Genomic DNA, 12725 nt, shown 5'->3' with positions numbered 1-12725 from the left:
GGCGGCGACGAACAGTCTCCGCTCGCTCCGGTGTTGGTCAGGCGAGGATGTCTTCGAGGGTGTCGGCGGTGAGGATGCGGCTGGTCCAGGCTCGCACCTGGGTGGCGTCCGCGGCGTGGACGGTCTCTATGACTTCGGCGGGTAGCGACCCGAACTTCACGGTCAACAGATCGATCAAGGTTTCGACGCGCCCTTCCGCGCGTCCTTCCGCGCGTCCTTCGACGTGTCCTTCGGCGCGGAGCCGTTCGGCGGTGGTCATGATGGCCTCCTTGGCTCGGGGACCGAGTCGATCGATGAGTGGTCCGAGGTCGTCTACGTGGGTGTCGCCGACGATGTAAATGTACGTGGCGACGCATCGAAGTTCATCCGTGCCGTGGGGGCCGTCGAGGATTGCACGCAGATCCTCGGTCAATGCCAGCAGGTCGACGCCCAGGCGGGTATTGCCGGGTGCGATCTTGTGCAGGGCCAGCATCACGCGGGTCGCGGGAGTGAGGTCGCGGGCGCGCAGTGCGGGCAGGTCCAGGGCGGCGATGTCGTCGAGCAAGAACCGGAAGCGCGGCAGGTAGGGGCCCAGCGCCTGCTGGGTTGTCGGATCGAGATCGATGAGCTCGGTCAGTTCGGTGGGCGCGTTCCATGGGCGGCCGGTGTGGTTGCTGTGGACCACCAGTGGGACCACTGCTGGCAGGGTGCGGGCGTCGGGGTGTTGTCGCAGGTAGTGGTTCCAGATGTTGACCAAGTAGTCCAGCATGCGCAGTGGCATGAACGCGTCGCTGCGGCTCTGATGCTCGATCAGCAGGTAGATGTAGGCGTCGTGCCCGTTCAGGCGGGTTCGGAACAGTAGATCGCTGTAGCGCGAGCGCAGTTGTTTGGACACGAAGCTGCCCGATTGCAGTTCGAGTTCGTCCCAATCGACCCGAGCGGCAACCGCTTCGGGTAGGACTGTGCGCAGCTCGGAAGCGGCATCGGCAGGTCGGCCGAGGACGTGCCGGAAATACGCATCATGCGGGTTCGACGGGGAAACGGCCACGCCGGAAGCTAACCCGCCACCACGGCGACTCGCGCCAGAACGGTCACAGACCTATTGCGCTATCAGCGAATTCGGACACCCAGTGATCGCCTGGTTCCGCGAGGCTCGACTCTCGCACGAAACATCAGCGCTCGACCCGCTCGATCTCCAGCACCACGACAACCTGCTCCCGCTGCCCCGCGAACCAGGTGGCGTGGAACGCCGCAGCCATGCCGGCGAGCAGCGCCAGCACGATGGTCCCCGCGGGCACCGCGTACTCCGCCATCGGCACCGCCAGGTAGCGGTAGGAGACCAGCAGCACGGCCAGCACCGCCGCTCCGCCCGCGACGAGGCGGATGCGGAACCAACCCCAGCCGCGCTCCGGCTCGCGCAGCGCGGATTCCACAGTCATGCACAACACCGCGCCCGCGACGAGGTCGACGCCGTAGTGGTAGCCGAAGCCGAGAGTGGCGGCCAGCGTCGCGAGCAGCCAGAACGTGCCGCCCCAGCGCAGCCAGCGTGGCGCGCGGGAACCGTCGACGTCGCGGCGGGTGTGCAGGAAGACCGACAGCGCCCACGCGGTGTGCATGGACGGCATGCAGTTGCGCGGAGTCGCGGCGTCGAAGGGCAGCGGGGCGGGATTGCGGTCGATCGGCGGGATCACGCCCGGCCAGTAGTTGCCGACCTGGAGCCCGTTGCCGTCCACCCCGAAGGCGAACATCGGCCCGACCACTGGGAAGAGCACGTAGACGATCGGTCCGACCAGCCCGAGCACCAGGAAGGTGCGAACCAGGTAGTGGCTCGGCCACCGCCCCGAATCGACCACCCGCCGCAACTGCCACACCGCGACCACGATCGCGGCCACCGGCAGCTCGATGTAGACCCAGTGCAGCACGGCGTAGACCACCGGGCCGAGCGTGTCGACGACCCGGCCCATCACCCAGGACGGATCGCCGAGCGCGTGGTCGGCCAGCATCACGTACTCGTCCAGCACCTCCGGGCTGCTCATCACGGTGATGTGCAGCCACACGTCGCCGACCTTGGTGGCCAGGATCAGCAACGCGCCGAGTGCGGCGGCGTGCAGTGCGTTGCGCCGCTCCGTGCCGTTCCAGCGCAGCCAGGCGATCAGGGCCAACGCGGTGAGCACGATCACCGGACCGTTGCCGACCGTCGGCGCGTCACCGGAAAGCAGACGCCCGCCCGCGCACACCAGGTCGATGCCCACCGCCGCACCGAGCGCGACGAGCCTGCGCTGCATGGAGATACCGACCAGCGCCAGGATCAACCCGGCCCACGGCACCGACATCGATTTCGGCGTGCCCACGTAATCACGCCACACGCTCTCCAGTGGACCCTCGAAACCCTGCTGAAAGGCCACGATCTGGAGCACGATCAGCAGCGTGGGCACCGCTGCGACGGCCGCTGCCACCCAGGCCCGGGACGGCGGTATCTTCAACCGCCGCACCGCACTTCCTACGCTGGAACCCGGGTCTTCGACAAGCACGTCGACCATAGTAAACGGGGGATGAACGCCGTCCCCCTGACCAGCTGAACGACAAGCGACCGCTCGCCGCAGCGAAACGCTACTTGTCGAGCTCCTTGACCAGCGCGTCCACCACCGCGATCAGGTCGCCCTGGGTCGCCGCGGCCACCTTGCGCTGGCGCTGATAGGACGCACCACGCTGGGGTATTTCGGCGACATAAGACAATTCGTCGGAGCAGCCGAGCCGTTTGGCCGTCGGTTCCAGCCGGTTCAGCACATCCATCAGGTCGTCGGTGACGAGCCGCTCGGTGTTGTCGGAGTCTGTGATGACGATCGCATCCAGGCCGTAACGCGCGGCCCGCCACTTGTTCTCCTGAACATGCCAGGGCGGCAGCGATCCGAGATGCTCGCCTTCCTCGACCCGGCGGTCCAAATCCACGATCAGGCAGTGGATGAACGCGGCGAGCGCGGCCAATTCGGCCCTGGTGGAGATGCCGTCGCAGATACGCACCTCGATGGTGCCCCATTTGGGCGCGGGCCTGATGTCCCAGTGCATGCCGCCCAGCTGCTCGATGACGCCCGTCTGCATCTGGTCGTGCACGAAATGCTCGAACTGCATCCAGTTCTCGAACTGGAACGGCAGCCCCGCGGTGGGCAGCTGCTGGAACATCAGCGTGCGGTTGCTCGCGTATCCGGTGTCGGAACCGGCCCACATCGGCGAGGAAGCCGAGAGCGCGAGCAGATGCGGGTAGGTGAGCAGCAGCGAGTTCAGGATCGGAAAGACCTTCTCCCGGTGCGAGACTCCCACGTGTACGTGCACGCCCCAGATCATCATCTGGCGGCCCCACCACTGGGTGCGCTCGATCAGCTCGTCGTAGTGCGGCGAGCGGGTCAGCTGCTGCGCCGACCACTGGGCGAAGGGATGGGTGCCCGCGCAGAACAGATCGACGCCGAGCGGGTCGGCGGCGCGGCGCACCGTGTCCATCGTGCCGCTCAGATCGTCCACCGCGGCGCCGACGGTGTCGTGCACGCCGGTGACGATCTCCACGGTGTTGCGCAACAGCTCCTTGGTGACCTGCGGAGTGCCGTCCCAGGCGCGCAGGTCACCGACGGAGTCGAAGACCGCCGCCGCGGTATTGGAGAGGTCGCGCGTCACCTTGTCGACAAGCGCGACCTCCCATTCGATGCCGATGGTCGGCCGGGGCGAACCTGGAAATGGAACTTTCTCGATTGCCCCGCCCATATCGACACCTTGTCTACTGGACTACACCGCAGGCAACGCGGCCGCCCGCGTCGCCGGTCGCCAGTGTGTTGTCGTCCGGGCCTGCCACGCCGTCGGCACGGACGTAACGGTTGGGAATGTTGCCGAAGTTGTCGGCATCGGCGTGGATGATCAACGCGCGGTTCTTCAGATCGTCGAGGGTCACGGTGTCGGTCGTGGTGACCAGCTTGCCCTGGCCGTCCGAGCGGACCTGCAGCGAAGTCAGGTCGCCGCTGGCCGGGTGGGCGTTGGCGCTGCCTACCTGGAGGTGGCCGCCCGCCGAGAGGAAGTCACCGGCCGCGCCACCCGTGGGCGCCACCGAGTTGGCCTCGCACTTGCCGACCTGGTGGAAGTGCAGACCGTGGAAACCCGGCTTCAGGCCGTGCCCCTCGACGGTGATCACGAGGTGGTTGCCGTCCTTGGCGATGTTCGCGGTGGCGACCGAGCCGCCGGAGGCGTCCTTCAGCTCGACCTTGGTGCCGGGCTGGGTGGCCGGGCTGCCGTGCTCGGTCCCGGTCCCCTGGCCCTCTGCCGGGGCGGAGGAACCGGTCCAGACCGGCGGAGTCGTTCCCTTGACGTCACTCGACTCTTGACTGTTCGAGCAGGCAGCGAGGCCGAAGACCGCGACCGCAAGCACCGGGGTCACAGTCCGCCAGGACGGGCGACGAGTTGTGGACGGGGCCATCGGGGAACTCCTTTACGAGTACCGAGTTTACGAGTAAAGCTGGGTGGACACTGTCGTTACCGGACAAGATGATGCCACGACCGCCGTGTCGCGCCACGAAGGGGCCGCGCGCGTCGCACTCTTGTTTCAGTTACCCGTCAAAATGACGATGACACCCGCAGACCCGTCTCCGACTCCCGCCGACTTGGGCTCCGCGGTCGCGCCGAGATCCGCGGCGATCACCATCGCCGCCTCCCGCTCGCCAGCCGTATTCCCGTAGTACACAGTCGTTTTCGCGATGTTGCCACCCGCGTAGTTACCCGACGAGACGTTGGTCCAGCCCTTCGCCGACAAGTCGTTGGCGGTACGGGCGGCCAGACCGGCGACCAGGCTGTTGTTCAGAACGCGCACCGGCACGGCCCGATCGACCGTCCCCGCGGGCGCGCCCGCGGTCGTCGTCGGGGCGGCCGACGTGGTCGACGCCACGGTCGTCGTCGGGGCGCCCGTGGCCGACGCCACCGTGGTCGGCGCGGCCGTCGTCGCGGGCGCGGCCGAGGTGACCTGCTGGGCCGCGGTGGCCGACGACGACTCCTCGCCGTTCGTGGCGTCGGAATCGGAACTCGACAACGACATCGCGCCGAGACCTGCGAAAACGATGGCCAGCGCGATCAACACCATCGCCAGCGCGCGCAACGGCGGCCCGCCGGAGGTGGGATTGGTTTGACTCACGCTGTCGACCCTAGTCGCTCATCGGGCGCCGCTGCCTGCATCACGACCCGAAGACGTGTCATACCTGGAAACCGAGACGCCGTGCGGCTCTGGCCTTCTGCCTGCTCGCGCGAAGCCTGCGCAGCCGCTTCACCAGCATCGGATCGACGGCCAGCGCTTCCTGCCGGTCGACCACGGCGTTGAGCACCTGGTAGTACCGGGTCGGTGACATACCGAACAGTTCACGGATGGCCTCTTCCTTGGCGCCCGCGTACTTCCACCACTGCCGCTCGAAGGCCAGGATCTCGTGTTCGCGGCGGCTGAGGCCGCTGCCGTCGCCCTGCTCGGCCGAGGCCGCAGCGCCCGCCGTCGTCTCTTCGCTCGCGGAAGGGCTGTCCTGGATCCGAGCCGCTGCGCCGTCCATCTCGCTCCCTCGCCGAGTTACCACCAGACGAAAAATGGTGCTTGTACGTCGCGGATCATTCAACCACGCGCCAACAGGGATGCTCTCCCTTCGTCCCGGCGTGTTGACGACCCCCAGGTAGGCCTACCTCCGGCCGTGCGCAGGTAGGCGTACCTCCGCCTTCGCTCCGGCCATGCGCACGGCTATCGACGGACTGCGTCCGGCAGCGCAAGTTGGCGTACCTCCGCCTTCGCTCCGGCCATGCGCAGCGCAATCCACGGGCTCCGTCCGGCAGCGCAAGGTGGCGTACCTCCTGCCTTCGCCCATGCAGGGCTATCGACGGACTCCGCGTTCGGCCGCGCAGGTAGGCTTCTTTCCCATGGCAATCCTCCCCATCGTGATCGTCGGTGACCCCGTGCTGCACAACCCGACCGAGCCGGTCACCAAATCACCGGAGGACTTGGCCCCGCTGATCTCGGACATGTACGAGACCCTGGACGCCGCCAACGGCGTCGGGCTCGCCGCCAACCAGGTCGGGGTGCCGCTACGCCTGTTCGTCTACGACTGCCCCGACGTCGGCGCCGACGGCACGGCCGTCCGGCGCCGCGGGGCGGTGATCAACCCCGTGCTGGAGACCTCCGAGATTCCGGAGACCATGCCGAACCCCGACGACGACGAAGAGGGCTGCCTGTCGGTGCCCGGCGAACAGTTCCCGACCGGCCGGGCCGACTGGGCGCGGGTCACCGGCACCGACGAGCACGGCGAGCCGGTGTCGATCGAGGGCAACGGCTTCTTCGCCCGCATGCTGCAGCACGAGGTGGGCCACCTCGACGGCTTCCTCTACGTGGACGTGCTGATCGGCCGCAACGCCCGCGCCGCGAAGAAGGCGATCAAGCGAAGTGGTTGGGGCACACCGGGTCTCAGCTGGGTACCGGGTACCGTTCCCGACCCCTTCGGGCATGACGACTGAGCCCGCCCCGGCGCAGATTCCGCTCGGCCGCCGGGTGGTGATGCGCTACGAACTGCCCGCCGGATATCCCCAACCGCTGACCGACGTGATCGGCGAACTGGTTTCGCTGGATCCGCCGACGGTGCGCGGCGCCGACGGTCGAGTGATCTCGGTGTCGCCCGACCGAGTGGTCGCGCTGAAAGCCATCGGGCCGAGGCCGATTCGGACCAGGGAGATCAGGGCGCTGGAGGCGGCCGCGGCGGACGCGTGGCCGGGAATCGAGACCGCCTGGCTCGACGGCTGGCTGCTGCGCGCCGGGCACGGCTACACCAATCGCGCCAATGCCGCTGTGCCGCTGGGAGAATCCGGACGACCCGCCGAACTCTCCAGCGACACCCTGCACCGCATCGGCGAGTGGTACACCGCGCACGGTCTGCCGCTGCAACTGCTGCTGCCCGATCGGCTCGCACCGGTGCCGCCCGGCTGGCGCACCTGGAACGAAACCCTCGTGCTCGGCATCGACATCACCAATTTCGTACTGCCGCAAGGCCCGCCGATGGTGCGGATCGCGCAGCGTCCCGACGAGGCGTGGCTCAGGCTCCATCGCTATCGCGGCGAAGACCCTGCGGCGCAGCATGTTCCGGAGCCGTCGACCGAGGTGCTGACCGCCGTGCACGAGGGCGAGCTCGGTTTCGCCTCGCTCGGACTGCCGAGCCCCATCGCCATAGGACGGGGCGCGTGCACCACCGCGCCGGACGGGCGCCGCTGGATCGGGCTCACCTGCGTCGCGGTGGCCGCCGAACATCGCAGGCACGGCCTGGCCACGCTCGTGTGCGCCGAACTGATCCGCTGGGGGCACGAGCGCGGGGCCACTCACGCCTACGTCCAGGTGTCGGCCGACAACGCGAGCGCGCTCGAGCTCTATCGCGGCCTCGGTTTCCTGGACCACCACGGCTATCGCTACGCCGCTCCGCACGGCGGAGAATAGACCCCGACCGCAGAAGGAAGGCATTTTCGTGCGTCTGGCGACCTGGAACGTCAATTCGATCCGCTCCCGTCTCGACCGGGTGGCGGCCTGGCTGGACCGCCAGGACATCGACGTGCTCGCCATGCAGGAAACCAAGTGCCGCGACGACCAGTTCCCGTTCGAACGCTTCGAGGAGCTCGGCTACGAGGTGGCCCATCTGGGCATCAACCAGTGGAACGGCGTCGCGATCGCGTCCAGGATCGGCCTGGAGGACGTCGAGCTCGGCTTTACCGACCAGCCCGGTTTCGACAAGGACGCGGGCGAATCCCTCATCAGCACACCGGTCGTCGAATCGCGCGCGCTCGGCGCGACCTGCGGTGGCGTGCGGGTCTGGAGCCTGTATGTGCCGAACGGCCGCGCCCTCACCGATCCGCATTACGCCTACAAACTCGAATGGCTGGAGACGCTGCGCGACAACGCCGCCGCCTGGCTGACCGAGGACCCGCAGGCCAAGATAGCGCTGGTCGGCGACTGGAACATCGCGCCGACCGACGACGACGTGTGGTCGCCCGCGTTCTTCGAGGGCAAGACGCACACCTCCCAGCCCGAGCGCGACGCGTTCACCGCCGTCGTGGACACCGGCTTCGCCGACGTCATGCGGCCCTTCGCCCCTGGTCCCGGCGTCTACACCTACTGGGACTACACCCAGCTGCGCTTCCCGCGCAAAGAAGGCATGCGCATCGATTTCATCCTCGCCTCCCCCGCCCTCGCCGCCGCCACCACGGACGCGAGCGTCGACCGCGAGGAACGAAAAGGCAAGGGCGCCAGCGATCATGCCCCGGTCATCGCCGAATTCGACATTCCCGTAGAGCGCCGCTGACGGCGGCGGCCGCACGCCGATCCGTGGATCGACGCGCGGCCGCCGAGTTGTTCAGCCCGTTGCGATCAGGGCAGCACCTGCGGCACCACGTCCGGCGCGACAGCGCCCACGATAGCGCCGATGACCGCACCGCCGATGGCGCCGGTGATCGCGCCGAGCGGCACCGAGAGGAGCGCGCCGACGCCGAAGGCGAGGATGCCGGGCAGGCCCGTGATGGCGCCGACCACCGCGCCGACGCCCGCACCCGCGGCGGCGCCGTTCTGGATCGGGTCGGAGTTCTGCGCCGCGGGGTTGGTGGCGATCGGCTCGGCGGCGGCCGCGAAACGCGACGCCCGACCCCCATGGCAAATGATCTCCCCCAGGCGAATCGAACGTCTACAAACGTGATTCGAACGCCACAAGTCGTACCGGACCGCCACCGCCGAGATCAAGTGTCGTGTCTGCCATCACATTTCGTGAGCGAGCGGGCAGGGTCCTGCCTCAGCCCGCCGACGCCTTGCCGCGCGCGGCGCGACCGTAGCGTGCGCGGGCCTGTTGCGGGGTGACCGTGACCGGGTGCTGCGGCACCCCGGCGGCGAGGTGTTCGCGGTAGAGGCGCGCGGTCATCGGGCCGAGGAAGCTGCCGAGCACGGCGAGCTTCGCCCGCTCGTTGCCGAGCACCTTGATCGCGGCGCGCATCGGCAGCCGGTAGGCCGCGTCGACGAGGGCGGGTTGATCGAAACCGCCGGTCGACCGCATCCAGCCGGGCAGCGTGGCGATCGCGGCCGGTGCGACCAGCCGGCTGCCCGCCCATAGCTTGAAGCCGCGGTCGCGCGGGGTGTGCAGCAGGTAGTGCATGCCGCGGTGCGCGCGTTCGGAAGTGCACAGCGTCGGCCGGACCGCGGCGAAGTACTCGCGGACCTCCGCGCGCGAGGAAGGCACGTCGGCGGGCTTGCAGGTCTGCAACTCCGCGGCGATCACGCATTCGGCCCAGTAGCGCCGCTCCTCCTCCGGAGTGAGCGGGCCAGGTCCGTAGACCTCGTAGCACTTGAGCACCGAATGCCAGCCGGTGACGTGGATCCACAACTGCGACGCGGGATTGTTTGCGCTGTAACGCTTTCCGGTGATCGGCTCGATGCCCGTCGCCTGCGCGTGCACCGCCATCAGGTGCTCGGACGCCTCGATGGCCATCCGGCTGTCGGCGACGGCCGCGATGAGGAAGTAGGCGAAGGTGTGGTCGAGCCTGCCGGTCGGATCCTTGTAGATGCCCTCGACATCGGCGACCGCCGCGGTCAGCGCCGGATCGAAGTGCTCGAGGACCACCGAGCGCTGGAAGCCGATGACCGCGGTCGGCGCGGTCCACACCTTCCAGGTCGGCGAATCGGGTCCGAAGAATCCGTAGTCGACCTCCCGGATGGTCCGGGCAGGCGCGCCGAATTGCGGACGCGTTGCGGTAGCGGTCATCGTCTGCTCCCTTGCATGCGATGTTCCGGGCTTGCCGGAGATTCCTTCATGACGGTGGTGATCGGGCCTACGGGTTCATGACGTAGCCGCCCGCGTGCGCGCGAGCCTCGGCGAGCACCTTGTCGAAACGGGCGGCATCGGTCGCCGGGCGGCGCACCAGATCCAGCGCCCTCGCCTGCTGCGCCTTGGTCGCGTTCGGCTTGCTGTGCAGAGCGAGCGCGTTCTTGGCGAACTCCCGCACGAAGACGTCGAAGAGCTGGTCGAGCACGGCGGCGTCGGTCCCCTCGATCGCGGCCTGTTCGAGAATCAGCTGCGCGTACGGGATCGCCGTGAACAGCTCACCGATCGCGAACAGGAAGTCCACGTCGCGCTGCTGCTCGGCGGTAGGCGCGGCGGCGGCGAGCAGCGTCTGGAAAGCGAGCGCCTGCTCCAGGAAAATCGCCACGTTCGGCACGTGCGCGTACTTCTCGAACACCGGGCGCCAGTCGGCGAACCGGATGCGGCCCAGACCAGCGCTCGGACCCTGCCGGAACAGGAATTCGTCGTCGGCGGCGTCGCGGCGGATCGGCACCTCGGGGTACCACGCGGCCGCCAGTTCCGCGCGCAGCTTGGGCACCGCCGCGCCCGCTCGCGGGGCGAGCCTGCGGCTCGACCAGCTCAGCGCCGAGGACACCGCCCGCACCGCGCCCTTGGGCGCGGCAGCTGCGCCGGGCAGAACGCGCAGTGCGGCAAGACCGGCATCGGACGGATGGAACATGTAGTTGGCCAGGAACTTCAGCGACAGTGCCATGTTCACGTGCACCGTGCCCTCCAGGCGCGGCAGCCCGAACAGGCCGAGCATGGCCATCGGGAAGTACATGTCGTTCTCGAAGCCGCGGGCGGCGATCACGTCGGCCAGATCCTCGATGATGCGCTGCCCCTGCCGTGTCACGGTCATCTTCTCGATCGCGTTGAACAGCAGGTAGCGCCGGTCTTCCTGGGACGCGGAGCGCAGGTAGTCGATGGCGCGCTCGCTGTAGAGCTTCATGCCGATCAGCCGCGCGTAGGAGTCGGTCAGCAGCGAGCGCACTTGCGGAAACTCGGTCACCCTGTGCCCGAACAGGATTCGGTTCTCCGCGTGCGTGATCGACTCGTAGAAGGCGTGTTCGCAGGCGCCGACGGCGCCGAAGCCGAGGTTGAACTTGCCCACGTTGACGGTGTTCATCGCGGCGTGGAAGGCAGCCTCGCCCCGGTGCAGGATGTCCTCCTCGGCCACCGGATAGTTCTCCAGATCGAAAGCGGCCACGTACATCTGACTGTCGACCACATTGCGGCGCAGCTTGTAGTTCTTGTGCTTGCTGTCCGCGACGAAGAAGAGATACCCCTCGTAATCCTCCTGCGCCGGTTTGGCATTCAGCGCCTGCGCGCTGTCGATGATCGGCTTGTCCGAGCGACGGCCGAACACCGAGACCATGCCAGCCAGGTTTCCGTTGCCGATGTAGTGCTTACCGCCGTTCGCGGTGAAACCGCCGCCACGCTTGGGCTTCAGCACCATGTCGGTGGAGTACACGTCGGCGCCGTGCTCCTTCTCCGACAGGCCGAACGCGAAGATGCTGCCGGAGTCGAGCAGCGCCGCGGCGCGCTGCTTGGCGGCCTTGTTGTCGCTCTGCCAGATCGGGCCGAGCCCCAGGATGGTTACCTGCCAGACGTACCAGTAGGACATGCCGTAGAAGCCGAGGATCTTGCTCATCATCGCGATCCGGCCGGTATCCCAGCGCTTGTTCGGATCGCCGTTGGCCTCGGCCGCCGGGGTGAGGAAGGTCGCGAAGACCCGCTCGCGCTTGACGAAGTCGAGGAAGTCGGAATACCAGACGCGGTCGCGGTCGTCCCGCTTCAGCGCCGCCTTGCCGCGCGCCTCGAACCACTCGACGGTCGCGCGCAGCAGTCGCCGAGTCTCGGCATCGAACTCGGCGAACTCGCAGGTCTTCGGGTTGAACAGGGTTTCGGTCATCGGTGGCTCCTCGGCCGTGCGGACGGCGCCCGGCATCCGACCGGGCCACTTCATTCACGAATGTAGCATTATTATTCATCAGTGAAGGAAACCCGGCAAGGGCCGCCCGACCTGGGAGAACCGGAGGAGGTCGCTGCTATGTTGGTGCCCATGGGTACCGAGCAAGCCGTACGACCGCGTCAGCGGGCGCGGCACCTCGGACCGCAACGCCGCCGCCCGCAGGTGCTCGACACGGCGCTGGCCATCGCCGTCGAGCACGGCGTCGCGTCGGTGACCATCGCCGCCGTCGCCGAGCGGATGAACGTCACCAGGCCGGTGATCTACGCCTGCTTCGCCGACCGCGTCGAACTCATCCAGGAACTGATCCGCCGCGAAGAGGGCCACCTCATCGAGGGGTTGCTCGAGGCCACCCCGCGCCGCGCGGTCGACGCGGGCGAGACCGTCTTCGTGGAGGGCTTCCAGACGCTGCTGGAGATCGCCGCAGCCCGGCCGGACTCGTGGCGGCTGCTCTACGGCAATCCCGATCCCGCCGTGGCGGATTCGTTCGGCCGCGGCCGCAAGCTCGCGGTCGAGCGGTGCACCGAACTGCTGCGTCCCACGCTGCGCGCGTGGGGCACCGAGGACGCCGAACGGAAGCTGCCGATCCTGGTGGAACAGTGGGTCTCGGCCGGCGAGGGCGCGGTGCGTTCGCTGCTGGCCGACGAGGGCGACTGGACGCCGCAGACGCTCGGCGCGTTCGTCGGCGCGGCGGTCTATCGCGCGCTGCGCCAGGCCTGACTCGCCGTTCGAACGAAATCCGCCGATACCGCAGTGAGGCACGCCCGATTGCCGCCGGATGCGGTCCGCCCGAAGCCCACGCGGTCAGAGTCGGTCCGACATTTCTCCTGCAATCTCGATCGACCGTCGGCGAGATACCGACGAACAGGCCGATAAGTCGGCAGATTTGCTTCCGTACGGGGCGCGTTTCCCGA

At 68.2% G+C, this 12725-nt stretch carries 13 protein-coding genes; 4 read left to right on the top strand and 9 right to left on the bottom strand.

What is annotated here, in order from left to right; genetic code table 11:
- Positions 1–37: 37 nt before the first annotated feature.
- The 6 genes from AC3ERS_RS28640 to napA form a co-directional block, all read right to left on the bottom strand.
- The gene (locus tag AC3ERS_RS28640; RefSeq protein WP_431971211.1) at positions 38–1027 is read right to left on the bottom strand and encodes an Rpn family recombination-promoting nuclease/putative transposase; all 990 of its coding nucleotides are present in this window, start codon (positions 1025–1027) and stop codon (positions 38–40) included.
- A 124-nt stretch (positions 1028–1151) separates the two neighbouring features.
- The gene (locus tag AC3ERS_RS28635) at positions 1152–2519 is read right to left on the bottom strand and encodes a phosphatase PAP2 family protein (protein WP_431971210.1); all 1368 of its coding nucleotides are present in this window, start codon (positions 2517–2519) and stop codon (positions 1152–1154) included.
- Between the two features lie 70 nt (positions 2520–2589).
- Complete coding sequence (locus tag AC3ERS_RS28630; protein WP_431971209.1) at positions 2590–3732, bottom strand: glutamate--cysteine ligase; 1143 nt, start codon at positions 3730–3732, stop codon at positions 2590–2592.
- Between the two features lie 13 nt (positions 3733–3745).
- Positions 3746–4435: a superoxide dismutase[Cu-Zn] gene (gene sodC, locus AC3ERS_RS28625; protein ID WP_431971208.1), complete on the bottom strand. Its 690-nt coding sequence runs from the start codon at positions 4433–4435 to the stop codon at positions 3746–3748.
- A 126-nt stretch (positions 4436–4561) separates the two neighbouring features.
- A complete protein-coding gene (locus AC3ERS_RS28620; RefSeq protein WP_431971207.1) occupies positions 4562–5143 on the bottom strand; it encodes a LytR C-terminal domain-containing protein in 582 nt (193 codons plus the stop codon).
- 58 nt (positions 5144–5201) lie between these two features.
- Positions 5202–5546 (bottom strand): nucleoid-associated protein NapA, encoded by a 345-nt coding sequence (napA, locus tag AC3ERS_RS28615; RefSeq protein WP_431971206.1) that lies wholly within the window; start codon positions 5544–5546, stop codon positions 5202–5204.
- A 358-nt stretch (positions 5547–5904) separates the two neighbouring features.
- Here napA and AC3ERS_RS28610 point away from each other — a divergent pair, with 358 nt between their 5' ends.
- From AC3ERS_RS28610 to AC3ERS_RS28600, 3 genes are read left to right on the top strand one after another with little or no spacing between them, the layout of a single operon-like run.
- The gene (locus tag AC3ERS_RS28610; RefSeq protein WP_431971205.1) at positions 5905–6495 is read left to right on the top strand and encodes a peptide deformylase; all 591 of its coding nucleotides are present in this window, start codon (positions 5905–5907) and stop codon (positions 6493–6495) included.
- The gene (locus AC3ERS_RS28605; protein WP_431971204.1) at positions 6485–7462 is read left to right on the top strand and encodes an N-acetylglutamate synthase, CG3035 family; all 978 of its coding nucleotides are present in this window, start codon (positions 6485–6487) and stop codon (positions 7460–7462) included. Before AC3ERS_RS28610 ends, AC3ERS_RS28605 begins: the two co-directional genes overlap by 11 nt.
- A 28-nt stretch (positions 7463–7490) precedes the next feature.
- A complete protein-coding gene (locus tag AC3ERS_RS28600) occupies positions 7491–8321 on the top strand; it encodes an exodeoxyribonuclease III (RefSeq protein WP_431971203.1) in 831 nt (276 codons plus the stop codon).
- A gap of 65 nt (positions 8322–8386) precedes the next feature.
- Here the strand turns inward: AC3ERS_RS28600 and AC3ERS_RS28595 are convergent, their stop codons facing one another.
- The 3 genes from AC3ERS_RS28595 to AC3ERS_RS28585 all read right to left on the bottom strand — a co-directional run bounded on the left by AC3ERS_RS28595 (position 8387) and on the right by AC3ERS_RS28585 (position 11754).
- The gene (locus AC3ERS_RS28595; protein WP_431971202.1) at positions 8387–8752 is read right to left on the bottom strand and encodes a hypothetical protein; all 366 of its coding nucleotides are present in this window, start codon (positions 8750–8752) and stop codon (positions 8387–8389) included.
- A gap of 49 nt (positions 8753–8801) precedes the next feature.
- Entirely contained in the window at positions 8802–9764 is a 963-nt protein-coding gene (locus tag AC3ERS_RS28590) for an oxygenase MpaB family protein (protein ID WP_431971201.1), read from the bottom strand.
- A 67-nt stretch (positions 9765–9831) separates the two neighbouring features.
- The gene (locus tag AC3ERS_RS28585) at positions 9832–11754 is read right to left on the bottom strand and encodes an acyl-CoA dehydrogenase family protein (RefSeq protein WP_431971200.1); all 1923 of its coding nucleotides are present in this window, start codon (positions 11752–11754) and stop codon (positions 9832–9834) included.
- Positions 11755–11904: 150 nt separating this feature from the next.
- On the opposite strand from AC3ERS_RS28585, the gene AC3ERS_RS28580 reads away from it, so the two are divergent.
- Positions 11905–12531, top strand: a complete 627-nt coding sequence (locus AC3ERS_RS28580) for a TetR/AcrR family transcriptional regulator (protein ID WP_431971199.1) — start codon at positions 11905–11907, stop codon at positions 12529–12531.
- Positions 12532–12725: the final 194 nt, after the last annotated feature.

The organism is Nocardia sp. bgisy134 (assembly GCF_057708325.1).
Note: the sequence above shows the minus strand (reverse complement) of the source record. Positions and strands in the feature narration are given on the sequence as shown.

Coding starts and splice junctions, on each gene's coding strand:
- AC3ERS_RS28635 (WP_431971210.1), bottom strand. CDS start 2,519: ATGGTCGACGTGCTTGTCGAAGACCCGGGTTCCAGCGTAGGAAGTGCG.
- AC3ERS_RS28630 (WP_431971209.1), bottom strand. CDS start 3,732: ATGGGCGGGGCAATCGAGAAAGTTCCATTTCCAGGTTCGCCCCGGCCG.
- sodC (WP_431971208.1), bottom strand. CDS start 4,435: ATGGCCCCGTCCACAACTCGTCGCCCGTCCTGGCGGACTGTGACCCCG.
- napA (WP_431971206.1), bottom strand. CDS start 5,546: ATGGACGGCGCAGCGGCTCGGATCCAGGACAGCCCTTCCGCGAGCGAA.
- AC3ERS_RS28610 (WP_431971205.1), top strand. CDS start 5,905: ATGGCAATCCTCCCCATCGTGATCGTCGGTGACCCCGTGCTGCACAAC.
- AC3ERS_RS28605 (WP_431971204.1), top strand. CDS start 6,485: ATGACGACTGAGCCCGCCCCGGCGCAGATTCCGCTCGGCCGCCGGGTG.
- AC3ERS_RS28590 (WP_431971201.1), bottom strand. CDS start 9,764: ATGACCGCTACCGCAACGCGTCCGCAATTCGGCGCGCCTGCCCGGACC.
- AC3ERS_RS28585 (WP_431971200.1), bottom strand. CDS start 11,754: ATGACCGAAACCCTGTTCAACCCGAAGACCTGCGAGTTCGCCGAGTTC.
- AC3ERS_RS28580 (WP_431971199.1), top strand. CDS start 11,905: ATGGGTACCGAGCAAGCCGTACGACCGCGTCAGCGGGCGCGGCACCTC.